The sequence below is a fragment of the Actinoplanes sp. NPDC049598 genome (genome assembly GCF_040675435.1).
Classification (GTDB): domain Bacteria; phylum Actinomycetota; class Actinomycetes; order Mycobacteriales; family Micromonosporaceae; genus Actinoplanes.
Genome location: NZ_JBFAOX010000006.1, coordinates 307,483 through 331,451 on the forward strand (window position 1 = coordinate 307,483; position 23,969 = coordinate 331,451).

General features: G+C 69.3%; 22 protein-coding genes and 1 pseudogene. 9 read left to right on the top strand and 14 right to left on the bottom strand.

Annotated elements, in window-relative coordinates; genetic code table 11:
* Positions 1-4 precede the first annotated feature (4 nt).
* The 3 genes from AB0J66_RS16920 to AB0J66_RS16930 are packed head-to-tail and all read right to left on the bottom strand — an operon-like array spanning position 5 to position 2,631.
* Entirely contained in the window at positions 5-511 is a 507-nt protein-coding gene (locus AB0J66_RS16920; protein ID WP_364660858.1) for a DinB family protein, read from the bottom strand.
* Complete coding sequence (locus AB0J66_RS16925; protein ID WP_364660861.1) at positions 512-1,267, bottom strand: hypothetical protein; 756 nt, start codon at positions 1,265-1,267, stop codon at positions 512-514.
* 29 nt (positions 1,268-1,296) lie between these two features.
* Entirely contained in the window at positions 1,297-2,631 is a 1,335-nt protein-coding gene (locus tag AB0J66_RS16930; protein ID WP_364660864.1) for an MFS transporter, read from the bottom strand.
* A gap of 199 nt (positions 2,632-2,830) precedes the next feature.
* Here AB0J66_RS16930 and AB0J66_RS16935 point away from each other — a divergent pair, with 199 nt between their 5' ends.
* Positions 2,831-3,865: a Bcr/CflA family efflux MFS transporter gene (locus tag AB0J66_RS16935; protein ID WP_364660867.1), complete on the top strand. Its 1,035-nt coding sequence runs from the start codon at positions 2,831-2,833 to the stop codon at positions 3,863-3,865.
* 11 nt (positions 3,866-3,876) lie between these two features.
* Here the strand turns inward: AB0J66_RS16935 and AB0J66_RS16940 are convergent.
* From AB0J66_RS16940 to AB0J66_RS16965, 6 genes and pseudogenes are all read right to left on the bottom strand, one after another.
* A pseudogene (locus AB0J66_RS16940) lies at positions 3,877-4,224 on the bottom strand (GNAT family N-acetyltransferase); the annotation flags it as partial.
* Between the two features lie 264 nt (positions 4,225-4,488).
* Entirely contained in the window at positions 4,489-5,769 is a 1,281-nt protein-coding gene (locus AB0J66_RS16945; RefSeq protein WP_364660869.1) for a multidrug effflux MFS transporter, read from the bottom strand.
* Positions 5,770-5,923: 154 nt separating this feature from the next.
* Positions 5,924-7,384, bottom strand: coding sequence for a recombinase family protein (locus AB0J66_RS16950; protein WP_364661210.1), 1,461 nt, complete (start codon positions 7,382-7,384; stop codon positions 5,924-5,926).
* The gene (locus tag AB0J66_RS16955; protein ID WP_364660872.1) at positions 7,381-7,860 is read right to left on the bottom strand and encodes a VOC family protein; all 480 of its coding nucleotides are present in this window, start codon (positions 7,858-7,860) and stop codon (positions 7,381-7,383) included. Before AB0J66_RS16955 ends, AB0J66_RS16950 begins: the two co-directional genes overlap by 4 nt.
* A 75-nt stretch (positions 7,861-7,935) precedes the next feature.
* Entirely contained in the window at positions 7,936-8,673 is a 738-nt protein-coding gene (locus tag AB0J66_RS16960) for an SDR family oxidoreductase (RefSeq protein WP_364660875.1), read from the bottom strand.
* 2 nt (positions 8,674-8,675) lie between these two features.
* Entirely contained in the window at positions 8,676-9,482 is an 807-nt protein-coding gene (locus AB0J66_RS16965) for a TIGR03620 family F420-dependent LLM class oxidoreductase (RefSeq protein WP_364660878.1), read from the bottom strand.
* Between the two features lie 79 nt (positions 9,483-9,561).
* On the opposite strand from AB0J66_RS16965, the gene AB0J66_RS16970 reads away from it, so the two are divergent.
* The gene (locus tag AB0J66_RS16970; protein WP_364660880.1) at positions 9,562-10,146 is read left to right on the top strand and encodes a TetR/AcrR family transcriptional regulator; all 585 of its coding nucleotides are present in this window, start codon (positions 9,562-9,564) and stop codon (positions 10,144-10,146) included.
* Here the strand turns inward: AB0J66_RS16970 and AB0J66_RS16975 are convergent.
* Positions 10,143-10,616, bottom strand: a complete 474-nt coding sequence (locus AB0J66_RS16975) for a hypothetical protein (RefSeq protein ID WP_364660883.1) — start codon at positions 10,614-10,616, stop codon at positions 10,143-10,145. The two genes, AB0J66_RS16970 and AB0J66_RS16975, sit on opposite strands and share 4 nt — an antisense overlap.
* Positions 10,613-10,861 (bottom strand): hypothetical protein, encoded by a 249-nt coding sequence (locus tag AB0J66_RS16980; protein WP_364660884.1) that lies wholly within the window; start codon positions 10,859-10,861, stop codon positions 10,613-10,615. The genes AB0J66_RS16975 and AB0J66_RS16980 overlap by 4 nt, the downstream gene beginning before the upstream one ends.
* A 248-nt stretch (positions 10,862-11,109) precedes the next feature.
* Between AB0J66_RS16980 and AB0J66_RS16985 the strand changes: the two genes are divergently transcribed.
* A complete protein-coding gene (locus tag AB0J66_RS16985) occupies positions 11,110-12,456 on the top strand; it encodes an epoxide hydrolase (RefSeq protein WP_364660887.1) in 1,347 nt (448 codons plus the stop codon).
* A 102-nt stretch (positions 12,457-12,558) separates the two neighbouring features.
* Here AB0J66_RS16985 and AB0J66_RS16990 read toward each other — a convergent pair whose 3' ends face one another.
* The gene (locus AB0J66_RS16990) at positions 12,559-13,734 is read right to left on the bottom strand and encodes an MFS transporter (protein WP_364660890.1); all 1,176 of its coding nucleotides are present in this window, start codon (positions 13,732-13,734) and stop codon (positions 12,559-12,561) included.
* Positions 13,735-13,954: 220 nt separating this feature from the next.
* Here AB0J66_RS16990 and AB0J66_RS16995 point away from each other — a divergent pair, with 220 nt between their 5' ends.
* Positions 13,955-14,692: an SDR family oxidoreductase gene (locus tag AB0J66_RS16995; RefSeq protein WP_364660892.1), complete on the top strand. Its 738-nt coding sequence runs from the start codon at positions 13,955-13,957 to the stop codon at positions 14,690-14,692.
* Here the strand turns inward: AB0J66_RS16995 and AB0J66_RS17000 are convergent, their stop codons facing one another.
* The gene (locus tag AB0J66_RS17000) at positions 14,693-17,434 is read right to left on the bottom strand and encodes an AAA family ATPase (protein ID WP_364660895.1); all 2,742 of its coding nucleotides are present in this window, start codon (positions 17,432-17,434) and stop codon (positions 14,693-14,695) included.
* 284 nt (positions 17,435-17,718) lie between these two features.
* On the opposite strand from AB0J66_RS17000, the gene AB0J66_RS17005 reads away from it, so the two are divergent.
* The 5 genes from AB0J66_RS17005 to AB0J66_RS17025 all read left to right on the top strand — a co-directional run bounded on the left by AB0J66_RS17005 (position 17,719) and on the right by AB0J66_RS17025 (position 22,685).
* Positions 17,719-20,412 carry an AAA family ATPase gene (locus tag AB0J66_RS17005; RefSeq protein ID WP_364661212.1) on the top strand — a complete coding sequence of 898 codons (2,694 nt, stop codon included), beginning with the start codon at positions 17,719-17,721 and terminating at the stop codon, positions 20,410-20,412.
* A 68-nt stretch (positions 20,413-20,480) separates the two neighbouring features.
* A complete protein-coding gene (locus tag AB0J66_RS17010; RefSeq protein ID WP_364660898.1) occupies positions 20,481-21,029 on the top strand; it encodes a sigma-70 family RNA polymerase sigma factor in 549 nt (182 codons plus the stop codon).
* A gap of 10 nt (positions 21,030-21,039) precedes the next feature.
* On the top strand, positions 21,040-21,672 hold the full coding sequence (locus AB0J66_RS17015; RefSeq protein WP_364660901.1) for a hypothetical protein: 633 nt from the start codon (positions 21,040-21,042) through the stop codon (positions 21,670-21,672).
* Between the two features lie 105 nt (positions 21,673-21,777).
* Entirely contained in the window at positions 21,778-22,275 is a 498-nt protein-coding gene (locus AB0J66_RS17020) for a MarR family transcriptional regulator (RefSeq protein ID WP_364660904.1), read from the top strand.
* A gap of 71 nt (positions 22,276-22,346) precedes the next feature.
* A complete protein-coding gene (locus AB0J66_RS17025; RefSeq protein WP_364660906.1) occupies positions 22,347-22,685 on the top strand; it encodes a hypothetical protein in 339 nt (112 codons plus the stop codon).
* An 81-nt stretch (positions 22,686-22,766) separates the two neighbouring features.
* Here the strand turns inward: AB0J66_RS17025 and AB0J66_RS17030 are convergent, their stop codons facing one another.
* Positions 22,767-23,966: an ROK family protein gene (locus AB0J66_RS17030; protein ID WP_364660909.1), complete on the bottom strand. Its 1,200-nt coding sequence runs from the start codon at positions 23,964-23,966 to the stop codon at positions 22,767-22,769.
* Between the last annotated feature and the right edge of the window lie 3 nt (positions 23,967-23,969).

The following is a 23,969-nucleotide window of genomic DNA, read 5'->3' on the forward strand; positions in this document are numbered from 1 at the left end:
TCGCCTAGCGGCCCTCGATCAGGCCACGCACGTAGGCGGCCTGCCCCGCGTGCTGCGCGTCGTCGTCGTAGACGCTCACGAGGCGTACGCCCAAGGTCACCGGAGGATCCCAGCGCTCGTCGACCACCCGGTCGAGGTCGGCCTCGCCGAGGCCGGCCAGATAGCCGATCGTCCGCTCGTTCACCGCGGCGAAGTAGTCCTCGAGCACCTGGGCGCTCTCCGGCGCCACCGCGGCCACCTGGGCCGCGTCGTGGCCGTAGCCGGTCTCCTCCGCGTCCTTGAGGCCGAAGCGCGGGGCCCAGCCCCCGGTCGCGTAGATCTGGTCGGCCCCCATCACCTCGGCCACGTGATCGTCCTGGACCCGGGTCAGGTGCCAGACGAGCCAGCCGATCGAGTTCGCGCCCTCCCCCGGCTGCCAGCGCAGCTGCTCGGGGGTCAGGCCCTGCACGGCCGTGGAGACGAGCTCCGGCAGCCGGCCGAAAGCCTCGGTGAGAATGCCCTTGGCGTCCATCTACTCTCCCGCCTGTCCGGTGGGGCCGACCTCGTCCTGCTGGGGCGTCTGCCCATCGGTGGTCGAGCCGTCCTGCTGAGTCTCCCCGTCCTGCGGCTGTTCGTCAGCCGGGGCCGGCGCGTCGGTGGTGGGCGCGTCGGTCGGGGTCTCGGTCGGCGCCGCGGAGTCCGTGGGCTCGGCCGAGCGGTCCGCTGCGGGTGACTCCGACGTCGTGGGCTCCCCGCTCGGGTCCTCCGAGGGCTCGGCGGTCGGCGAGGTCGACGTGGCCGGCGTGGGAGCTTCGTCCTTCTGGCTGCTCTTGTTCTTCAGCGGGATGCCGAGGGTCGAGCTCGAGCTCGTCTTGTCCTGTACCAGATCCGCGGCGCTGCGCTGAGCGACCATCTCGAAGGCGGTCAGCGATCCCATCGCCAGCACGAAGAACGCGCCCGCGAAGGCGGCGATCCGCCCCCAGCGCATCTTCCGCGGCACGGCCGGCTCGGACGGTTTCTCCTCGGCCGCCGCGGCGACCTCGGGCGTGCCGATAGCGGCCGGCGCCGTCACGAAGGTCGACTTGATCTTCTCGGTGCCCCGGTCGAGCCAGCGCTTGTAGAGCTCCGTTCCCACGGAGCCGACGATGCTGGCCACCGCTGCGCCGATCAGAGTGCCGGCGACGCCCAGGAACGATCCCAGGAAAGCCGCGGAAACCGCGGCGAGCGTGCCGGCGACGGTCTTGGTGATGTCGATGCCGGACCAGCGGCCCGGTGCGTGCTCGGTCATGTCCTCCTCAGTCCGTCATGTGCCTGTTTTCAGGACTTCGCCTTTACCTCTCGGCCGATTGCTAAACCCCGGCGCTCGGCGATCACCTGACGGAGCGGACGGATCACGATGCCTTCCTCGGCCATCCTGTTCCGGGCCAGCCTGCGCGTACGCAGGATTCCGGCGAGACCGACGGCCATGAATACGTACTGCACCGCCATGGCGATTTTGAAGTCCGCGATGTCGTAGTCCGCGGACCCGCCGGTGCGGGCGTCCAGGATCAGCCCGATCAGCTCGATCGAGAGCAGAGAGGCGACGAAGCCGCCGACATTGACCACACCGGTCGCGGTTCCGAGCCGGTGCGGTGGATTGAACGTACGGGCGTAGTCGAACCCGATCATCGAGCCCGGCCCGCCGATGCCCAGGGCCAGCACGAGCAGCACCAGCACGGGCATCGGCGCGTGCCCGGGCCAGGCCAGCACCAGCCCCCAGCCGGCCGCGTTGGCGGCCACGATGCCGAGCACCAGGTTCGACCGGCGCAGCGGGTAGCGCTGCACCAGCACGCCCAGCAGCGGCCCGGCCGCCATGCCGACCAGCACGAACAGGGTCAGCAGGGCACTCGCCGTCTCGCGGGGCAGGCCCTGCCCGGCGATCAGGAACGGGAAGCCCCACATCAGCGCGAACACCGTGCCGGTGAACTGGGTGGTGAAGTGCGTCCACAGCCCGAGCCGGGTCCCCGGGTGCCGCCAGGCGCTGCTCAGGTCGGCCCGCAGCTGCCCGAAGGTGAGCGCCTCGCCGCTGCTGATCTTCCGTTCGGGGGTGTCGTGCAGCGCCGCGAACGCGACCACCGAGACGAAGACCCCGAGCCCGGCCGCCGACAGGAAAGCGGTGCCCCAGCCCGGCCCGGCCAGCAGGGCGGCCAGTGGCACGGCCGAGAGCACCTGCCCGGCCTGCCCGACGATGCCGGTGAGCTGGGTGACCACCGGCACCCGCTTGGCCGGGAACCACTGCGGCACCAGCCGCAGCACGCTGATGAAGGTCATCGCGTCGCCCGCGCCGACCAGGACCCGGGCCGCGATCGCCCCGCCCACGCTGTCGGTGGTGGCCATCAGCGCCTGACCGGCCGCCATCAGCACGCCACCGGTGACGATCAGCCGCAGCGAGCCGAAGCGGTCGAGCAGCAGGCCCACCGGCACCTGCAGACCGGCGTAGACGAGAAGCTGCAGCACGGCGAACGAGGCGAGGGCGCCGGCGCCGATGTGGAAGCGGTCCTGCGCGTCCAGCCCGGCCACGCCGAGCGACGTGCGGTTCAGGACCGCGACGACGTACGCGGCGAGGCCGACGGCCCACACCGCCCAGGCCCGGGCTCCGGGACGCAGGGCCATGGTCCGCCTTTCACTCGCACTCTTATCCGTACGGGTTCAAGACAACCCCGTGACGCGGCGAGCGACAACGTGTGAACGGTCACTCGTCCCACGGGCGGGTGACCAGCACAAACGTCAACCGGATTTCCAGCATTCGGTTGACCTGTGAGCACTGTTACGGGGCGGAAGAATGAGCGCCGGCAGATACTCGTAACCGAATATGCAATCTCCTGGTGATCTCCTGCCCTCCGGCCGAAGGCTCCGGATCGTTCTCGTTCTCGGATTCCTCTCCGCGCTCGGGCCGCTGACCATCGACATGTACCTGCCGTCGCTCCCGACGATCGCCGCCGACCTGCACACCACCGACGCCGCCGTGCAGCTCACGCTGACCGGCACGCTGCTCGGGCTGGCGCTGGGTCAGCTGCTCGCCGGCCCGCTCTCCGACGCCATCGGCCGCCGCCTGCCGCTGCTGGCCGGGGTCGGGGTGCACATCCTGGCCTCGGTGCTCTGCGTGGTCGCGCCCAACCTGGCCGTCCTCGGCACCGTGCGCGTGCTGCAGGGCCTCGGCGCCGCAGCCGCCGCGGTGATCGGCATGGCGATCGTGCGCGACCTGTTCTCCGGGCTCGCCGCGGCCAAGCTCTTCTCCCGCCTGATGCTGGTCAGCGGCGTTGCCCCGATCCTCGCCCCGACCATCGGCGGCACGGTCCTCAACTGGACGTCGTGGCGCGGCGTCTTCGTCGTGCTCACCCTGGCCAGCGCGGCCATCATGACGGCCACCGCGCTGATTCTGCCCGAGACCCTGCCGGCCGAGCGCCGGCGCAACGGCGGCCTCGGCGGCACGCTGCGCGACTACGGACGGCTGTTCACCGACCGCGCGTACGTCGGGCTCATCCTGGTCGCCGGGCTCGCGTTCTCCGCGCTCTTCGCGTACGTCAGCGGCTCCTCCTTCGTGAAGGTGAGGTCGATCTCAACGTTCAACGCTGGGGTGCGAACTATTTCCAGCAACCCGACCAGGTGCGGGGCCAGCAACGCTCGCGACTCGTCGGCATTGGTGCGGCCTCGCTCGGTTATGTCCCGCAGGATGTTCATGTCGATCGCCGCGCGTACCAGGACGGTGTCGGCGTCGGAAGACAGCAGGTTGGGGTGGAAATGGTCGCGCCACCAGTCAACCAACGGCTCGGCGCTACTGCCGCGGCCCGCGCGTTCGCCGCGCTGGGCGAAGCCAAGGGTGCTCCACATCTTGCCGAGCCGGTAGTTGCGGCGGCAGCGGGCGGCGATTCCGAGGTGGTCGGCGTGACGTTCGCTGATGTCCTCCACCATCAGCCGGGCGATGCCTTTGCCACGCCATGCCTTGTCGACACACAGGTGAGCCAGCCGGACACGACGACGCGCGAGGGCGTACAAGGCGTAGCCCACCACATGGTCGTCGGCATAAGCCACCAGTAGAGTGCTTTTCGCGGCAGCGTCGTCGTAGGCGGAAAACGGCATGTGTCCCAGCGTCGAACGGGCCCTGTTACCGAGTGCGATCGCCGCCTGGATGACGCCACGATCACCCGGACCTGGTCTCGCCAACCTGATCGATACCGGACTCTCGGAGCCAAATTCCGCCGACATGTACGCAGTGTGTACGATCTACTGTGGCCTGTGAAGGCAGTAGTGTCGCCGGGACGCCCCGCCCCTGTCAGAGGGCGGTCCCGGCAGAATCGCCACCGATTGGCCCTCAAGCTAGTGATGGCAGTCTCGCGTTACGACCGCAACGGCCCCATCGAACAGCTACTTCGCCTGTGGTAGTCCAGCATGCGCCGACGCGAGGCGCCCTGTTTTGAGCAGCCTGAACGGCGGCCGACCGTCTCTACCGTTCGACCGCCGTTCAGCCAGTCAGTGCGCGATGGCGACGACCGTTTCGGTCTGCTCGACGGGAAGACGGTGGGGCTGGACGACGAGGAAGCAGACGAGGGTGGCGGCGAGCATGCCGCCGAAGACCACGATGGCCATAGCGACCGCACCGACGCCGAGAATGCCGACCAAGGGCGCGGCCAGGGCGCCGACGCCGAATTGCACGGCACCGAGCAGAGCTGCGGCGGTGCCGGCGGCCTCACCGTGACGGGATAGCGCCAGGGCAGGGGCGTTCGGCATGGCAAGGCCAACCATGGCCAAGACCAGCCACAGCGGGATCAGAATGCCGACCAGGCCGCCGACCTCGGTGAGGGCCAGGACGAGCAGTACGAGGCCGAAGCCAAGCCCGGCCAGCAGGGATGCGGCCAGGATCTGCTGGGGTGTCCACCGGCGCAGCAGCCGGACGTTGAACTGGGTGGCGCCGATCAGACCGACCGCGCCGCCGGCGAAGACGAACGCGAATTGTTGTTCGCTGAGGCCGAAGTCGTCCTGCAGGACGTAGGAGGAGCCGCTGACGTAGGCGAACAGGGCCGCCATCGCCAGGCCGGCCACCAGGATCAGGCCGACGTACACCCGGTCGGTGAACAGGCGCCCGTAGTCGCGGACGGTGCCTGCGATCCCGCCACTGCGGCGACGCTCAGCAGGCAGGGTCTCGGGCAGCACAATCGCGGTGGACGCCATGATCGCGGCCGCGGCGAGGGTCAGCACGACGAACACGCCGCGCCAGGAGGTGAACTGCAGGGTCTGGCCGCCGATGGTCGGGGCGAGGATCGGGGCGACGCCGACCACCAGCATGAGCCGGGAGAACAGCCGGGCTGCGGCGAACCCGCTAAAAAGGTCACGCACGATCGCCATCGCCACCACCGAGGCAGCGGCCGCACCGAGGCCTTGGAGCAGGCGCAGCGTGCCGAGGGTTGCCAGGTTGGGTGCGATGACGCACAGCAGGGAGGCGATCAGGTGGACGCCGACGCCGGCGAGAAGCGGCACCTTGCGCCCTACCGCGTCCGAGAGCGGGCCGACCAGAAGCTGTCCGAACGCGAGGCCGACCAGGGTGCCGGTCAGGGTGAGCTGGACGGCGGCCGCGGTGGCGCCGAAGTCGTCGGTAATGGTTGGCAGTGCAGGCAGGTACATGTCGATGGTGAGCGGACCGAGCGCGGTCAGGAATCCGAGCACGAGAACAATCCGGAACCGCCGCCCCGAGGGCAGCAGCTCTCCAGGAGAGAGGTCGTCTTCGGGCGGGGTTACAGTGCGAGTTTCGGCCACAACTGCGACAAGCCACTGGGCGCCCAGGATCTTCCGCCCGAAGCCCGGTTGGTAATATCGGTCACAAGACCGCGATTTGGCCTCCTAGCAGCTGATATTCCGCTTGCGCTCGTGCCGCGCGACCGGTCGTCTCGCGGTGTCGAACGCTTCGTTGTTAGAGCGCCCGCTCGATCTCAGGCTGAGCCCACCTGCCGACCGGCTGGATCTTGCCCGGCGCATGCGGGCCGGGCATGACGAGCACGTGGTGCAGCACGGCGGCCAAGGCGTCGCGGTGCTCTTCGGGTGGCAGCTGGTCCCAGTCGTCGCGCAGCCGTATGAGTGCCTTGTCGAAGTTGTCACCGGCGGCTGGTTGCTGTTCGAGGATGGCGACCGCGCGCTGGCCGAGGTGCTGGATCGCGGCTTCGATCTCGTCTTTGATCGCCCGGAACTCGGTTCGGGTGAGGTGGCCGTCGGTGTAGACGTCAGTCAGCCGGTACCGCTCCTGTCGGAGCCGCTCGATCTGCGCGTCGAGGTCGGCCAGGGTTGTCGCGGCGTCTCGGTAGACGCCAAGCGAACTGTTCTGCTGGGTGATCAGCCAGGCGCGTACGGCGGTCATCGCCCGCCGGTTCGAGATCGAGTTGAACGCGTGGGTCCGTTGGTCTCGGGCGTGGGGGCACACCCACGAGTGGATCTTGTTGCGGCCCGCGCGTGTGGTGACCATCCGGGTGCCGCATCCGTCGAACCCGCAGCGCAGCAGCTCGGACAGCGGATAGGTCACCGCGGCGGCCCGTGCGGCCACCGCAGGCCGGGCGGCGCGGCGTTGCTGGTATCGCTGCCACAGGTCGAGGTCGATGATCGGCTCGTGCACTCCGAGCCGCCAGGCGAACGCGGCGATACCCCGGCGCGCGTCCGTGCTCGTGCCCAAGTCGGCGCGTTCGCGGATGAGGCCGGCGGCGAAACCGGTGTCCATCATCCGGGCCATCGACTGGCCGGTCCACAGGTTGCCGGCGACGGTTCGCAGGCCGGCCTCATTCCATCGGGCCGCGAGAGCCCGGTGAGACACACCCGCGACGTAGCAGGTGTAGGCATCAACCGTGTGCACCACGGCGGCCGGGTCGATCTCGTATCGACCGTTGCGATAGTGGTAGCCCAAGCGCGGGCCGCCGGTGTGCGGCAGACCGGCCCGGCGGCGCCGGGCATGGACTTCTTTCCAGCCGTCCGCGATCAGATCTGATTGCAGCCCAGCAATCGACAGCAACTCGTCGCGGGTGAACCGGCCGAAGCGACTGCGTTGATCGATGTCCTCCGTCACGGCCCGTACGACGCCGCCGGCCGTCTCTATCCGGTCGAGGTAGACCAAGCTGTCACGCAGGTCGCGGCCCCACCGCGACCACTTCCAGAGCAGCGCACACGACCACCGCCCGGCCGAGACGCCATCGGCGATGGTGTCGATCCGGCGGTTCCGGAACGTCCGGCCGGACGCGTCGAGTTCGACGATCCACTCGACAACCGTGATCCGATGCCGTGCCGCGTACTGCTCGATCGCGTACCGCTGCAGCTCCGGCGACAGCAACTCATCACCTCGACCACGGACATCTGACACGCGGACGTAGCCGAGCGCCGGAGATCGGCTCAGGTCTGCCGCACCGAGTCGTCAAGCCAAGGGCTGGCCGCGTCCGGCGGCAGCTCCGGGCCGTGCGTCTCGGCCGTGTAGAGGCGGATTCTCGTGTTGTCGGGATCTGGTACGACCATCAGCCAAGCTTGCATCGCCGTCAGCACGGGGGAATGCGCGATGCCCTGCTGGGACAGATGCTCATCCCATGCCCGTAGTGCAGTCCGGTCCTTGACCAGGAGGGTCATCGGGTCGAACCCGCCGTGCAGGCGGGCGCGGTCCGGATTCAACCGAAGCTCCAGCAGGGTGCCGAGGTTGTCGATGCGCAGGATGTAGGCGAACAGGGAGCCGTCCGGCCGGATGTGGTCGGCTTCCGGGATGCGCTGGGCGCCGAGCGCCCGTTCGTAGAAGTCCAGGGAGGTTTGGAGATCACTCACCGGCACCTTCAGGTGGTGCACTCCCTCAATTCTTGGCGTCACAGCGTCGGCGACCTCCGTCATGGGTTGCGAGCGGTTTCCGGCGGTGCAACGTTGCGGCCGCCTGAGGCCCGGGCCAAGTAGCCCGGGCCTCGAGGATCAGACCTGGCTGGCGCCGCCGTCCACGTAGATCTCCGAGCCGGTCACGTAGGCGCTGGCCGGGGAGGCCAGGAACAGCACCGTCTCGGCGATCTCCTCGGGCGAGCCGAGGCGGGCCATCGGGACGCCGGAGGCGAGGCCCTTCAGCAGCTGGGCGGCGTCCTCGGGGGTGCCGGCCAGGCCGGACAGGCCGGGGGTGTTGATCGGGCCGGGGGCGATGGCGTTGACCCGGATCTTGCGGTCGACCAGTTCGGCGGCCCAGCTGCGGGTGAAGGAGCGCAGGGCGGCCTTGGTCGCGGCGTAGACGCTGAACGCCGGCGCGGCCTTCACGTCGATGTTGGAGCTGGTGATGATGACCGAGGCACCCGGGTTCAGGTGCGGGAGCGCCTTCTGGACCGTGAAGATGGTGCCGCCGACGTTGGTGTTGAACGTGGTGGCGTAGTGGTCCCAGGTGATGTCGGCCAGGGCCGAGAACTCGCCGCCGCCCGCGTTGGCGTACAGGATGTCCAGGCCTTTGCCGTGCTCGGCGATGGCCGCGTACACGCGGTCGAGGTCGTCGGGGTTCGACACGTCGGCCTGTACGGCGGTGAAGCCGTCGCCGAACTCGTCCAGTGCCTCCTTGCGGCGGCCGGTGACGAACACGTGTGCGCCTTCGGCGGCCAGGCGGCGGGCCGAGGCGAGGCCGATGCCCGCGGTGGCGCCGGTGACGAGGGCGGTCTTGCCGTCGAGCTGTCCCATGATCAGTTTTCCTTTTCGATTGAAGCGAGTGAGGCGAGCTCGCGCCATTGCGCGAGAGGGAGAGAAGAAGAGCCGAGGACGTGCAGGGCGACGTGGTCGGCGCCGGCGTCCAGGTGGGCCTTGACCCGGTGAGCGATGTCGTCGGCCGTGCCGTGGGTGACGAGGTCCTCGATGAGGCGGTCGCTGCCGCCGGGCACGAGGTCGTCGTCGGTGTAGCCGAGGCGGCGCAGGTTGTTGCGGTAGGCCGGGAAGCCGATGAACATGCCGATCTCGGCTCGGGCCGCCGCGCGGGCCTCGTCGCGGGAACCTCCGAGGACGACTGCCTGGTGCGGGGCGATCACCGGGCCGGCGCCGACGCGGGCCCGCTCCCGGGCCACGTAGGCGGGCGTGACCAGGAATGGGTGCCAGCCCGAGGTGCGGGCTACGGCCAGGTCGACCATTTTGGGGCCCAGCGCGCCGAGCACCCAGGCCGGCCGGTCGAGTTCGTCGAGGTAGTCGTTCATGGCGGCGAACGGGTCACCGGGCCTGCTACCGACGCCCAGGCCGAGCCGGATCCGGTCGCTGTAGGGCGCGAGCCGCTTCGACAGCTCCTGCGGGGTCTGACCCCAGATGTTCAGCACGCCCGTGACGATCGTGCTCCGCGGCGCGGCCTCAGCCAGCTGGGTCACGTCGTCGAGAGCGCCGGCGCCGTCGAGGCCGGGCATCCACAGGGTGTCCCAGCCGAGCTCCTCCAGCTCGGCCACGGCGTCGCGTACCTGCGGCCGGGCGGCACCCCGGAACTGCATGCTCCAGAGTCCTACCTGCTTCATGAGTCACCTCCTCAATTTTGTATCGCTCGGTATGGAATGAACATAGCGCACTTCTGTACCGAGCGGTAGACTCACTGCTGTGACGCTGAAGACAAAGGGACGGCCGCGCGGCTTCGACGCCGACGCCGCCCTCGACCGGGCCATCGAGGTGTTCTGGGAGCACGGGTACGAAGGGGCGTCGCTCACCGACCTCACGAGCGCGATGGGCATCAACCGGCCGAGCATGTACGCGGCGTACGGCAACAAGGAGGAGCTGTTCCGCCGCGCGGTCGCCCGGTACGCCGAGCACGACATGGCGTACGCCCGCGCAGCGCTGGCCGAACCCACCGCGTACAAGGTCATCGAGAAGTTCCTGACAGCGAACGCCGACGCCCTGACCCGGCCCGACCGCCCGGCGGGCTGCCTGTCGATCCAGGGCGGGCTGGCCGGAGGCAGCGACGACGGCGAGATAGCGCAGTTCCTGGCCACCAGCCGGCTGGCCGGCGAGCGCGCCCTGGCCGAGCGCCTGGCCGAACTCGATCTGCCGGCCGGCACCGACCCGGCGGCCCTCGCGCGGTACGTCATGACGGTCAGCGAGGGCAACGCGGTGCACGCCGCGGCCGGAGTCGACCGGGCGAGCCTGTACGCCACGATCGACTTCGCGTTGCGGGCCGTTCCCGCCTAGATCTCCAGCAAGGCCTTGGTCCGCAGCTCGCCCTTCTCGAGGCGGCTGTGCACGTCCGCGGCCTCGGCCAGGGGGACGACGACCTGCTGCTGCAACGCCAGCTCACCGGCGGCGAGCCGGCTCATCGCCTCGCGCAACGCCGGGACCACGCCGGCCGGGACGACATTCGAGAGCCGCACGCCGAGCCCGGGGCCACGCGGGTCGGAGAGCGTGATGACCGGGGAGGTGCCGCCCGCCATCTCGATCACGCGGGACAGATCACTGCGGCCCGAGGCGTCGAGCGCAGCGTCGACCCGGCCCGACAGGTCGTGGTAGTCGATCGGGTCCGCGCCCAGACTCCGTACAGCATCGAAGTCCGAAGGACGAACGGCGGCGAGTACCCGTACACCCCGGGCCACGGCGACCTGAGTCGCGATCCGGCCGACCGAGCCCGCGGCGCCCAGCACCAGCAGGGACTCCCCCGCCGTCACGGCGAGCTGGTCGAGGACCCGTACGGCTGCCTCGCCCGAAGCCGGCAGGGCCGCGGTGCCCGGCCCGGCCCGGCCCGGAAGACACCGTCGAGGTGCCCGGCCCGGATGGCCAGGTCGGTCGGGCCGACCCCGGCATAGCGCACCTCCACCCGAATCTGCCCCGCGCCCGGCGGCGGAGCCTCGGTTTCGACCAGCCGGAGCACATCCGGCGACCCGTAGTCGTCCATAACGATTGCCCTGGTCATCGGCCGAGCGTAAATCGGCCACAACCGGCCGGACGGCTTCGCCGGGACGTTTAAGTCATCCTGAGTCGCGTGACCGACGGATCACGCGTGGGAGAGCGCCGCAGATCGAACACGTTCCGATCGGGCGCCGGAATGGCGGAACTTGGCATGAGTCCGCCCTGGCCGGTCATCTGACTGCGGGATGACTTAAACAATGCCAGTTCATCGATCAACGGTGCGCGATAAGACATAGATTCACTCCGCATCGCATGTGGCGTCACATAATTCCGCTCAACGGCAATGAAGCCGAAGTCGAGAAAGGCGTTGAATTGCTGTCAGTAACTGAGAACCATCTGTCGCGACGCACAGCACTGCGACTGACCGCCGGGGCAGGCCTGGCCGCGGCCACTCCGGCGGTTCTGCTCGCCCACAGCGAGCCCGCACAAGCTGCGTCGATCGCTGAGGTGGCCCTGCCTGCGGCAACCACCGCAATCAAACCGTTCCGGGTGTCCGTGCCCGGCGCTGCCCTCGACGAACTGCGCCGCCGGGTGACCAGGACGCGCCTGCCGGACCGGCAGACCGTGAGCGGGTGGGCCCAGGGCGTGCCTCTCGATGAAATGAAGCGACTGCTGGACTACTGGGCGCGCCGCTACGACTGGCGCCGCTTCGAACGGCAGCTGCTCAAGTACGACCAGTACCGGACACTCATCGATGGCGTCGGCATCCACTTCGTCCATGTGAAGTCGAAGCACCGCAATGCCCTGCCGATCCTGCTCACGCATGGTTGGCCGGGCTCGTTCATCGAGTTCCTGGAGGTCATCGAACCGCTGACCAATCCGACCGCTCATGGTGGCACGGCGGCCGACGCGTTCGACGTGGTTATCCCCTCACTGCCGGGATTCGGGTTCTCCGACAAGCCGGCTGAGACCGGTTGGTCCGTGGACCGCATCGCCCGGGCCTGGCAGGAATTGATGAGACGCCTCGGATACCGCCACTACGTCGCTCAGGGCGGCGACTGGGGTTCGGGCGTCACCCACGCCTTGGCGCGGCTCAAACCCCCTGCGTTGCTTGGCATCCACACCAACTTCCCGACGCTGTTGTTCGCGCCGCCGGTCGGGGACAACCCCGATGCCGAGGAGCAGAAGGCGCTCAAGCAGATCGCCGACTTCCAGGCCACCGGCGCGGCGTACCTGTCTCTGGAGACCACCCGCCCGCAGACCATCGGTTACGCGTTGGCCGACTCGCCGTCGGGTCAGGCGGCGTGGATCTACGAGAAGATCGCCTCCTGGACCGACAGCGACTACAACCCGGCTGCTGAGATCGGGATGGATCGCATCCTCGATGACATCACTCTGTACTGGCTCACCGATACAGCGGCGTCGTCTGGCCGCATCTACTGGGAGAATCCCACGACCACCTGGACCACGTACGACCTGCCGGTCGGGGTCACGGTGTTCCCGAAGGAGATCATCAGCACACCGCGCGTATGGGCGGAGCGGACCTACAAGGATCTCATTCATTTCCGTACGGCGGCCCGGGGAGGCCACTTCGCGGCGTTCGAGCAACCGGCGATCTTCACTACCGAGATGCGTGACTGTTTCCGTCGGCTCCGCTGATCTCCTGGAGCGAGCGGAACGATCGCAGCCCTAGAGGCCTCCGGCAGACGGTTCCCCGGCCAGCCGAGGAACCCGATGCCGGAGGCCTCTGTCGTCGGCGACTCACGCCTGCCCCGCCTGAGAGTAGTGCCGGATCGCCGTGGCGGTCAGCACCATGGCGATGAGGGCGGGAACGGCGAACGTGACGTAGTCCGGTCCCAGGCCCCAGCGGTCCACGATCTGGCCACCCACGGCCGATCCCGCCGCCAGCGACAACTGTGTCGTGGATACGAACAGGGCGAGCCCGCCCTCGGCGGCTCGGCCGCCCATCATGTAGGTCTGCACGACCAGCGGGATTCCACCCCAGCTCAGCCCCCACAGCAGGACTAGGGCAGCCACCCCCAGCGGAACGTCGGCCACGGCGATCAGAAGTGAGATCGAGCCGGCCAATATCAGCGCCAGGGCTCCCAGCGTGGCCGCCAGGGCCCGGCCCACCGCCGCGCCGGCGGCGAAGTTTCCGATCAGGCCGGCCGCGCCGAAGCCGAGCAACAGCGCGCTCACGGCGGTCGGTGAGAAGTGCGCCGTGCCGGTCAGATAGGGCGTGATGAAGGTGTACGCGCCGAAATGGGCGAAAAACAGCAGCGCGGCGACCGCGATGCCCGCCTGATCACGCCGGGAACGAAGGACCGATGTCAGGGCAGACCATCCGGGCGCCGACTCGGTCGCGGGCATCGCCGGCAGCGTCAACGCCTGCCACCCCGTAACGACCACGGCCAGGCCACCGGCGAGCAGCAACGCCCAACGCCATCCCCAGTGCTGGGCCAGCACACTGCCCACCGGGAGACTCACCACCGTCGCCGCCGAGATCCCGGCGGTGATCAGTGCGGTCGCCGTGGCCACGCGTTCCGGCCGCACCAGCCGCGGCCCCACCGCCACCCCGATCGTCCAGAAGGCGCCTACCGCGACGCCAAGCAACGCACGAGCGATCAGCAGAACCGGGAAGGTCGGCGCCAGACCGGCGAGGATGTTCGAGAGGGCCAGCAGAACGGTCAAGCCGCACAGCAACGTACGGCGATCCAGCCGGCCGGCGACGAGGACGGCTCCCGGGGCGGCTATCGCCGCCACCAGTCCCGGCAGCACCACGGCCAGCCCGGCATCACCGTCGGTGACTCCGAGCCCTGAGGCAATCGAGGGCAGAACAGCGACGGCAATGAATTCAGACAGCACAAGCGTGAAGGATGCGGCGGCAACCGGAGCCACTGCCGACCAGCCGGCCCTCGCTTTTACCTCGACAGACATGCGCCGAACGATACGTGGCTCATCAAGGAATGCACCGTGTCGGTAATCACCAACGAAATGGCGTTGGATAACTCTTGGAAAAGCCCGCCAATGATGCCTCCCGGGTCAGATAACTGCGGAATGACTGCATCAGGCCCGGATCGTCGAGAACGCGATTGAGCCGGACCTAGATTCAGCTCCGCACCGGCAACGCTGACCCGACCCCACAAGGAGAAACACTATGGGCAAGACCGCGCTTGTGACCGGCGCGACCTCCGGCATCGGCCTCGCGGCGGCGCGCCGCCTGGCCGCGGACGGCGCCCACGTGTTCGTGACCGGACGGCGACAGGACGCCCTCGATGAGATCGCGGCGAACATCGGGCCGAACGCCACCGGTATGCGCGCCGATGTGGCCGACCTCGACGACCTCGAGCGGGTCGCCGCGGCAATCCAGGCGCGTGGCGCTGGCCTGGACGTCCTGTTCGCCAACGCGGGCGGCGGGGAGTTCGCGACGCTCGGCGAGATCACCTGGCGGCACTACGCCGATACGTTCAACACCAACGTCGGCGGCACCCTGTTCACCGTGCAAACCATGCTGCCGCTGCTCAACCGGGGCGCGTCGGTGGTGGTGACCAGCTCGAACATCGACATCAAAGCCGCGGCGTCGTTCAGCGTCTATGCGGCCAGCAAGGCCGCGCTGCGCTCGTTCACCCGGAGCTGGGCGGCCGAGCTGGTGGGGCGCGACATCCGCGTCAACAGCATCGCTCCCGGCCCGATCGCGACGCCCGGCCTCCACGCGCTGGCGCCCGACGCGGAAGCCGCCACGGAGTTGCTCGCCGGCCTCGCATCCGGGGTGCCGATGAACCGTCTCGGCCGCCCGGACGAGATCGCCGAAGTGGTGGCCTTCCTGGCCTCGGATGCCAGCACGTTCATGACAGGCGCCGAGATCTACGTCGACGGCGGCGCCAGTCAGGTCTAGTCAGCCCGCCGCCCGCTCAGCACGGTGGACGGCGCCCAAGGCATCCCTGAGCTGGGCACGCCGCGTGACATGAAGCTTCGGGAAGATCCGGTAAAGGTGTGATCCGACCGTGCGCGGCGACATGAAGAGGTGGTTGGCGATCTCCTTGTTCGACAGGCCGCGGGCCGCGAGCGTGGCGATGCGCCGTTCCTGGTCGGTCAGCGCGTCGAGGTTGTTGTCCTCGCTCGCGTGCACCGGCCGGCGGTTAGCAAGAATGCCGGAGGCTCTCAGCTCACTCACCGCCTGCTCCGACCAGAGCGATGCTCCGGCGACGTCGAACAGGCGCCGCGCCTCTCGCAGATGAACACGGGAGTCGATGATCCGGCGTTCGAGTCGCAGCCACCGTCCGTAAGCGAGATGGGTGCGGGCCTGCTGAAGCCGGACGCCGCTGCGGTGTCCCTCGGCCAGCGACCGCTGGAAGTGCGACTCGGCGTGGGGCGAATTGTCGAGAAGCGCGCGGCCGCGCTGGTACAGGGCATTCAGCTCGGGTGAATCGAAGGCCTTGACATCACGTTCCAACTCACTGAGCACCTCGTGCCCGGCGGCGGCCATGTCGGCGTTGGCGGCGGCCTCAGCGAGGTCAGCGATGGCCCACAGGTGGGTGGTGCGGTGCGAGGACGTCTGTTCGAGATGCTCCCAGCCGTCGCGGTACCGGCGCTCGCCGAGGGCGAGCAGGCCGGCTGCCCATTGACGATGGGCCTCCACGATGGGCCACGCCGCGGGGGCGGCCCGTTCGCTGGCTTCGAAGGCCGCGCGGCTCGCGGCCACATCACCCAGCCAAGCGTGGGCCAGCGCTTGCACCGCATGGCCGGCGGCCGCCTGCATGGACAGGTCCAGCGCCTCGCTGATCCGGGCACCCACCTCGGCGGCGGCCAGGGCGGTGCGCGGCTCTCCGGTCACGACCCGCGCCGTAGCCAGAGCCACTTCATGACGTGCCTCGTCCGCCAGGCTTCCGCCGTTACGGAGAATGTCGCGTGTCCGTTCGTGGATGCCGGTCGCGACGGTAACGCGCTGGATCGCCGACAAGGCGTGCGCGAAGTTCAGCGGCAGCGCAGCCGAGTCGCGCTCCCAGGCGGCAAGCAGCTCGGCCACCTTCGGCTGCATTTCCCGGGCGAACCGCACCGGATCCAGCATGAGCAACAGCAGGCCCTTCCAGGGCGTCCACTGCGGCGTCGAGATGGCGAGAATCTGCTCGATGGCGTCCTGAACGACCTGTCCGGAGCCGTGGTAGAGCCAGACGAGCGGACCCATCGGCCACAGCAGTTTGAGCTGCTCCTCGTCGTACTCATCGACATCTCGGGCGGCCAGGACACGCGCGAAGTCGACGAAAGGCCGCAGGTCGGGCCGGCTCGCCGCGCTGAACGTGGCCGTCCACGAGTGCACAGTATGCAGGATCAGTTGCACCACCGGGTCGTCGGTGAGCGGACGAGCCTGATCGACCAGTGCGTCAGCCAAACTGGTGAGCCCAGCCCGGCGTGCCTGCTCCGCTGCCGCGACCAGACGCCGGGCCCGGTGAACGACGTCGGTGCTGAGCTCGGCGGCCCGGCTGAGCGCCGCCGCCGCCTCCGCCAGCGCCCCTCGACGTTCCAGATCGCCGGCGGCGTTCGCGAGCTCTTCGGCAATGTCGTCGTCGCGCCCGACAGCGGCCCCCGCGCGATGCCAGGCGCGCCGAGCGCGATCCGACACGACCGTAGCCAGAGTTCGGTGAGCCGTGATCCGCTCGTTCGTCGATGCCCGGGCGTAGACGGTCGACCGTACCAACGGGTGCCGGAATCTCAGGCGTCCTCCGGCCGTGCTCAGAAGGCCTGTCTTCTCGAGGATTTCGAGGTCGGCGGCGTCCGCGCCGACCGTCGCAGCGGCCATCAACAACTCGGCCACACCGACGTCGACGCCCGCCACCGCCAGCAGCAGCACTCGCCTGGTGGTCTCCGGTAGCGAGCCGACCTCACAGGCGAAGGCCCGCTCGAGACGCGCGGTGATCGGGAGGCGCTCGGGGAACAGCACGCTGTTCTCCCTGAGGTCACCGGCTCTCGCGGCTTTGGCGAACTCGTTGAGCGCGAGCGGATTGCCTTGACCGAAGCGAACGACGAGATCGCGCTCGCGGGGAGCCAAGGGCTTGCCGAGGCGGGCGACGAGAGCCTCGGCGTCCGACCGGCCAAGAGGTTGGACGTGCGTCGCCCGCCCGCCCGGAGCGGCGAAGAACTCGCCGTCGTCCACCCGCGCGGCGGCGAGCAGGACCACCCCCGTACCGAGCAGATGCTTCACCACAAAGCTCAAGACCGCTTGCGTCGAGGGATCGAGCCACTGCCAGTCATCGACGACAAGCGCGATCCGTTGCCCGATCGCGGCCTGTTCGAGCAACCCGAGCACGGCGAGCCTGATGAGCAGTGGATCACCGCCGAGCTCAGACCACCCGAAGGCACCGGCCAATGCGTGACGCTGACGGTCCGGCAGCCGGGGCGTCAGGTGCAACACGGGGTACAGCAGCGCGTGCAGGTCCGCGTATCCGACTGGCATGTCGCTCTGTAACCCGGCACAGCTCAGCACGGTGAGCCCCGACTGCTCGGCGTGGGCCCGTGCGGCATCGAGCAGCGTGCTTTTCCCGATACCGGCCGCGCCGAACAGGAACAGGGCGCGCGGAGACCCTGAGCCCGCTTCCACGACGCGGCGGAGCTCTTCGAACTCGGGCTGGCGGCCGATCACTGGGCGGCTCCTTTCGGCGATCCTGGCCTCCTCAGCCTGATCCGCAAGACGAACAAGGTCATCCGTGAGGTGACGTATCTGGGTTGGCGCGCTGACGTATGGCGACGACTTATGCCCGGTTATATGTCTATTCGAGGGTTGACGACCGTACGTGCGCGAAAGGGAATCGGCTACGGCACCTTTAGCCATACTCATGCTGTGACCACTTGTGCAACCGCAGGTGAGACTGGCCGCACACGGTCGACACTGCCGCAATCGCTGCTTAACGTGGTGTCGTGGATGCCATGATCGGCCGGGAGACGGAGCGCACCGAGCTTCGCGACCTGATCGCTCGGACGCGGCATTCCGGTCACGCACTCGTGCTGGCCGGTGACCCGGGCATCGGCAAGACCGTGCTGCTCGACCACGCCGTCGGCGAAGCGCAGCGAGCGGGGTTCCGCGTCCTGCGGTGCGCCGGTCTCCAGAACGCCGCGCCGGTCGGATTCGAGGCACTCCACGAACTGCTGCACCCGCTCCTCCCCCTCGCCGACGCGCTGCCGACCCGGCAGCGCTCCGCGCTGATGGTGGCCTTCGCCCTCGAGGACGGACCCGCCCCGGATCGCCTCGTCGTGGGCCTGGCGTGCCTCGGCCTCCTGGAAGAGGCCGCCAGCACCAACCCGATCCTCGTCGCGGTGGAGGACGCTCAGTGGCTCGACACCTCGAGCCGTTCCGTACTCGAGTTCGTCGCCCGGCGGCTGTCGCAAGCACCGATCCTGCTCATCGCCACCACCCGCCCCGAAGGTGACAACCCGTTCGCCGGTTCCGCCCAGCGCCTCACCGTAGGGCCGCTGAACGAGCCGGCCTGCTCGGCCCTCCTCGATCACCTCGCCCACGACCTGCCGCCCGGTGCCCGCTCCCGCATTCTCGAGGAGGCCGGGGGTAATCCCCTCGCGCTGCGAGAGCTGCCCATGGCGCTGCGCGAGCTCGGGTCCGACCACCTGGCTCTCGGCTCCCGCCTGCCGACGACCAAACGGCTCGAACACGCCTTCCTCGACCAACTCGCCGAGATTCCCGCCCCGAGCCGCCGGCTACTCATCCTGGCCGCTGCCGCCGACGGCGCAGAACTCCACGACATCATGGCGGCGGCTCGCACCATGGATGCCGGTGTCGAAGATCTTGAGCCGCTCGAATCGACGGGGCTCATCAGCACGACCGCGGCCGGGCTGCGGTTCCGCCACCCGCTCGTGCGTTCCGCCGTCGAAGGCGCCGCCACCACCGCCGAATGGACGAGCGCGCACCTGGCCCTGGCCTCAGTGGTCCCGGACCGCGCCCGCGCCGCCTGGCACCGGGCGTCGGCAACCCTCGAACGGGACGAAGCGGTGGCAACCGAACTCGACACAATGGCACAAGGCGCCCGCCAGCGTGGCGCGCAGCCCGAAGCCATGCGCGCCTACCGGCGGGCGGCCGCCCTATCACCCGGTCCCGTCGAGTACGCACGGCGGCTCGCCGCCGCGGCCGAGGCCGCCCGCACGACAGGCATGAACCAGGAAGCGGCGGAACTGCTGGAACAGGCCGAGTCGGTCGCGACCGAGCCGGACACGATCGCCGACATCGCGGCAACGCGGCTGAGCTTCAGCATGCAGGTCGGCGTGCCGGGCCACAGCGGCGCCGAACTCGTCGCGACGAGCCGCGCGCTGTCGCGCCGCCCGGAGGACGTCGACCGCCGGGTCAAGATTCTCTGGGGTGCGGCGATCAACGCGCGCGGGCGCAACCTGCCCCAGGCCGAATGGCGACGGTTGAGGGCGGAAATCGACAGCCTCACCACGTCAAGCCCACTCAAGTCGATCGCCCTGGCCCTTCTGGCGCCGCTCGGCGAAGCGGCGGAGCTGCGGGCGCGGCTACCTGAGCTCATCCCCGCCCTCGGCAACCACGCACAAGGCCTGCTCACTCTGGCGATCGCGGCGGAGTCCCTGCAAGACCCGGCGACCGCACTGACATGCTGGGACCTCTGTGTCGAGCGCTGTCACGACCAAGGACAGGTCGCCGACCAGGCCCAAGCCTTGCGCGGCCGGGCCAACATCCTGCTTCTGCTCGGCCGGGTCACCGAAGGGCTCGCCGATGCCGAGTACGCCGTGCGCATGGCCCGCGATACCGGACAGCCTCTGACCCAGGGAACGGCGCACGCGACCGTGGCCCGGGCCCACGCGCTGCTGGGCGACGTGGACAAGGCGAGGGAGGCGCTACGCGCCTACCACGAGCTGGACCGGCTCGGTCCGCTCGCGCTGGCGAGTGCGGACGCGCATTGGGCGGCCGGCCTCATCGCCATGATCGAGCACCGGCCGCAGGAGGCGGTCATCGAGTTCACCCACATGGCCGTGCATCCGACGCGCTCGATGTGGGCGATCGCGGACCATACCGAGGCCGCGGTACGCGCCAACCGGCTCGACTCCGTGCCGGAGACCATTCGCACGACCGAGGACACCGCTCACATTCTCGGGTCGGCGTACCTGACCGCTCTGGTCGCCCGTAGCCGGGCGCTCGTAGCCGACTCGCCGGAAGGGGAGTTCGAACGCGCCCTCAACGCCGGCGCGACCGGCGGGTCACCACTCGAACTGGCCCGTACACACCTGCTCTACGGTGAATGGCTGCGGCGCCGGCGAAGGGTCGTGGACGCGCGCGCTCACCTCGCCGACGCGCTGCGCCGATTCGACGCCATCGGCGCTCGGACATTCGGCGAACGCGCGGCGAGTGAGCTGCGGGCGGCCGGTGAGACCCCGCCCCGCCCGGCTTCGGAGGGTCCCGGCCCCAGAAAGAGCCTCACGCCACAGGAGCTACAGGTGGCCCAGCTGGCTGCGCAGGGTCTCAGCAACAAAGAGATCGCCGATCGGGTGTACCTGTCGCACCGGACGGTCAGCACTCACCTCTACCGGGTCTACCCGAAGCTCGGCATCGCCGGCCGCTGGCAACTTGCCGCAGCCCTCGGCGTGACGGCGCACTAGGCGCTGCCCCACCTGTGTCCGACGCGACGGCGGACTGAAGCACCGTGGACCACTGCCGATAGATCTGGGTGCCTGAACAAATTTCCTGGCACGGTAAATGGATCGAGGCGCTCATGCGTAAGCGGGGTGTGGAACGAGAACGGAAGGACTTCGCGGACTTCTACCAACGCTCCAGGGACAACTGCCTGCGTGCCGTACTCGCTAGTACGGGCGATCGCGCGCTGGCCGAGGACCTGGTCGCGGAGGCCTTTGCCCGAGCCTGGTCATCCTGGTCGAAGGTGAGCCAGCATCCGGCGCCGGCGGCATGGGTGGTGCGCACCGCCCTGAACGTGCGGGTGTCGTGGTGGCGCCGGCGACGCCGGGAAGTCACCCTCGACGATCATGACCAGCGACAACACGGCGAAGCAGGTCCGGAAGCGGAAGCGGACGCGTCACTGTTGGCTGCCGTCCGGCGGCTGCCGCGCCGGCAACGTGAGGTGGTGGTCATGCGTATCTGGCTGGACCTCGACACTCGAACGGTGGCTGACGAACTGGGCATCGCCGCCCCGACCGTAGCCGTCCATCTGTCTCGTGCCATCGCAACTCTGCGGGCGCAGCTGTCGCCCGTAGCCAGCTAGGGAATTGATCATGAACGATGATGAGGTGTTGGACGCCGTGAAGCAGACCCTTTCTGATGTGCAGATGGACCGCTCGGTCGAGGCGATCGAGGAGCGTGGCCGGGCCCGGCGGCGCAACCGCAAGCTCACCGGCGCAGTGGCTGGTGGCGGCCTCGCCGTCGTGGCCGCGGCCGCGCTGGCATTCGCCGGTGGTCAGTCCGGCACCACGCCGGACACGAACCAGCCCCTCGCCGACGGCGGCACCGCGAGCAGCGCGCCCGCTATGGAGACGGTCGGCTACACGCTGGCCAAGGCGACGGACGGCTCGGTCAAGGTCAGCCTCGACCCGAAGAAGCTCGTGAACCCCGGCGCCCTGGAGAAGGCCCTGGACAGCGCGGGCATCCCGGCCGTCGTTAAGACGGGAGCGCTCTGCAAGCCCAGCGGAGCCGAACTGCCCCAGTCCGACCAGGTGTTCCAGGTCAAGCAGGTCGCCGGCGCCGACGGATCGGCCCAGTACAACCTGGTCATCAAGCCGGCGGCGATGCCGAAGAACAGCGAGGTCTACTTCAGCGTCTTCGCGATCCGCAAGGGCATGAACTTCAACAAGTTCGCCAAGTACCTGGTCACCAAGGGCACCTCGATGAACTGCCAGTCGATCGGCTGATTCCGGACTGCATGCGACAAGGGCCCGAGCCGAGCTCGGGCCCTTGTCGGCATGCCCGGGCACCGATGATCCAGCACCGGACCAGCCTGGCCGATACTGGTCGGCATGCCGTACAAACCCGCTCCGCCGGGCGGCTGGCTCGACGCCGACCAGCAGCGAGCCTGGCTGGCCTTCATGCGCGTCCAGCTCCGCCTGAACTTCGAGATGAACCGGCAGTTGCAGGCCGACAGTGGCCTGTCGCTGGCGGACTACGACGTGCTGAACGCGCTGTCGAACGCCCCGGGCGGCTGCCTGAGCGTCACGGCGCTGGCCGCGGTGCTCGGCTGGGAACGCAGCCGGGTATCGCATCACACGAAGCGGATGGCCGGCCGCGGACTGGTCAGTAGCGACCTCGCGGCCTCGGATCGCCGAGTGACCGAGGTGTCGCTGACTGTCGAAGGCCGGCGGGCGATCGAGGCGGCGGCACCCGGGCATGTCGAGCTGGTACGACAGCTTTTCTTCGCCGGCCTGTCCCCTGAGCACGTGGTGTCGTTGAGCAAGACCCTCGAAACGGTGTACGCCAACATCCTCGACCACGGGACGCTTCCCGCTCCACGAGATTAGTTGATATCTCACGTAATTTAGACGATGCTGATCTGGACATAAGGTTCTCAGACACGTTGGGAAACACCATCATGCGCAAATCAGCCCTGGCCGCGGTCGCCACCGCGGTTGCCGGCTTGGCCCTGTTCGCGGCCCCCGCCTCGGCCTCCGCCGCGCCCGCACCCGGCACCTCGGGCACCCTGACCCTCTACGCCGGCAACTTCGATCCAGCGCAGGCGGCGGTCTACACCAGCATCCCAACTGCCTGCACCGTCGCCCCGTTCGTGGTGCACGCCGAACTCAACCTCACCACATCGGCATTCGCGATCTACTCGACTGCAGACTGCACCGGGCCCGCGCTGACCTTCCCGGCCGAGGACATCCACAGCTTCGCCACCTTCGCCGGTCGCAGCTTCCGCGCTGCGCGGTAGCACCCACTACGCCGGACCGGAAGTAAGACACGCGTCGGCCGCCTATGGGCGGCCGACGCGTGGTCAGAAGCGGAGTGCGCCTCAAGCCGAGATCAGGCGGGACGTCACCAGAGCTTTGATGCTCACGCTGGCGGCGCCACGAGCCCACTCCGTGTACGGCAGGGGGCGGATCGACAGCGCGCAGTCGGCGGCCGCCCCGAAGGCCTGGCGCTGGAAGCCGCGGCGCAGGTGGGCCTCCATCAAGCCGGGGACCTCGGACGATTCGCTGGCGACGACGATGCGGGACGGGCCGACCAGGTTGGCCACGGCGGCGATGCCGGAGCCGATGGCCTCGCCGGCCCGGGCGAAGACGGCCCGAACGGCGGCGGCCTGAACGGAAACGGCACCGGACGCATCGTCGCCGGCCCGAGCCAGTGCGACCGCGTCGTCGAACGTGAGCTCGGAGCGGCCGGTGGCCTCGCGCGCCTGCCGGACGATCGCGTCGGTGCCGGCGATGGCCTCGACGCAACCGCTGCTACCGCAGTGGCACTCCGGACCGTTCACGTCGACGCTGATGTGGCCGATCTCGCCGGCCACGCCGCGCGCGCCGGAGACCAGCCGGCCGCCCACAACCAGGCCGCAGCCGATGCCGGCGCCCACGGTGACCAGCGCGAACGACTCGGCGCCAACGCCCTCGCCGAACCAGTGCTCGGCGACGGTCAGCGCCTTGACGTCGTTCTCGACCGTGACGGTGAGGCCGGTGATCTCCTCGGCCCGTTCCCGCAGGGGCACGTCGTGCCAGCGCAGGAAGGGCGAGTAGCGCACCAGGCCGGTGGCGGGGTCGACGTCGCCCGAGACGGCCAGGCCGAGCCGCCGGGTCCGTGATCGGTAGCCGCCGGCGCCGTCGAGCAGCTCGCCGACGAGCTCGGCGAGCTGGGTGAGCACGTGGTCGACGCTGGTCTCGAACAGCCGCCGGTGTGTCCAGGCGTGGATCTGGGCCCGCAGATCGCAGACGACGCCGATCAGCTCGTCGCCGGCGATCTTCACGCCGACGAAGAACTCGCGGTCGGCCCGGATCGTCAGAGGGCTGGCGGGCCGTCCGGCGCCGGGGCCGGTGCGCTCGGTCGCGGCCAGCTCGCTGAGATATCCCATCTCGATGAGCGGGCGGGCCGCTTTGGTGACGGCGCCGGACGAGATGCCGAGGTGGCGGGCGAGAGTGACCCGGCTGATCGGGCCCCCGGTGAGTACGGCCGCGAAGACGGCCGTGACCGCGGGCTCGACGGCATCAACCTCGGTGAACATAGC

What these genes read in the sequence shown, in the direction of transcription:
- AB0J66_RS16990 (WP_364660890.1), bottom strand. Translation starts at nt 13,734, where the DNA reads ATGTCTGTCGAGGTAAAAGCGAGGGCCGGCTGGTCGGCAGTGGCTCCG.
- AB0J66_RS17015 (WP_364660901.1), top strand. Translation starts at nt 21,040, where the DNA reads ATGAACGATGATGAGGTGTTGGACGCCGTGAAGCAGACCCTTTCTGAT.
- AB0J66_RS16925 (WP_364660861.1), bottom strand. Translation starts at nt 1,267, where the DNA reads ATGACCGAGCACGCACCGGGCCGCTGGTCCGGCATCGACATCACCAAG.
- AB0J66_RS16995 (WP_364660892.1), top strand. Translation starts at nt 13,955, where the DNA reads ATGGGCAAGACCGCGCTTGTGACCGGCGCGACCTCCGGCATCGGCCTC.
- AB0J66_RS16965 (WP_364660878.1), bottom strand. Translation starts at nt 9,482, where the DNA reads ATGAAGCAGGTAGGACTCTGGAGCATGCAGTTCCGGGGTGCCGCCCGG.
- AB0J66_RS16955 (WP_364660872.1), bottom strand. Translation starts at nt 7,860, where the DNA reads ATGACGGAGGTCGCCGACGCTGTGACGCCAAGAATTGAGGGAGTGCAC.
- AB0J66_RS17030 (WP_364660909.1), bottom strand. Translation starts at nt 23,966, where the DNA reads ATGTTCACCGAGGTTGATGCCGTCGAGCCCGCGGTCACGGCCGTCTTC.
- AB0J66_RS16930 (WP_364660864.1), bottom strand. Translation starts at nt 2,631, where the DNA reads ATGGCCCTGCGTCCCGGAGCCCGGGCCTGGGCGGTGTGGGCCGTCGGC.
- AB0J66_RS16935 (WP_364660867.1), top strand. Translation starts at nt 2,831, where the DNA reads ATGCAATCTCCTGGTGATCTCCTGCCCTCCGGCCGAAGGCTCCGGATC.
- AB0J66_RS16985 (WP_364660887.1), top strand. Translation starts at nt 11,110, where the DNA reads ATGTGGCGTCACATAATTCCGCTCAACGGCAATGAAGCCGAAGTCGAG.
- AB0J66_RS16980 (WP_364660884.1), bottom strand. Translation starts at nt 10,861, where the DNA reads ATGACCAGGGCAATCGTTATGGACGACTACGGGTCGCCGGATGTGCTC.
- AB0J66_RS16960 (WP_364660875.1), bottom strand. Translation starts at nt 8,673, where the DNA reads ATGGGACAGCTCGACGGCAAGACCGCCCTCGTCACCGGCGCCACCGCG.
- AB0J66_RS17005 (WP_364661212.1), top strand. Translation starts at nt 17,719, where the DNA reads ATGATCGGCCGGGAGACGGAGCGCACCGAGCTTCGCGACCTGATCGCT.
- AB0J66_RS16920 (WP_364660858.1), bottom strand. Translation starts at nt 511, where the DNA reads ATGGACGCCAAGGGCATTCTCACCGAGGCTTTCGGCCGGCTGCCGGAG.
- AB0J66_RS17025 (WP_364660906.1), top strand. Translation starts at nt 22,347, where the DNA reads ATGCGCAAATCAGCCCTGGCCGCGGTCGCCACCGCGGTTGCCGGCTTG.
- AB0J66_RS17020 (WP_364660904.1), top strand. Translation starts at nt 21,778, where the DNA reads ATGCCGTACAAACCCGCTCCGCCGGGCGGCTGGCTCGACGCCGACCAG.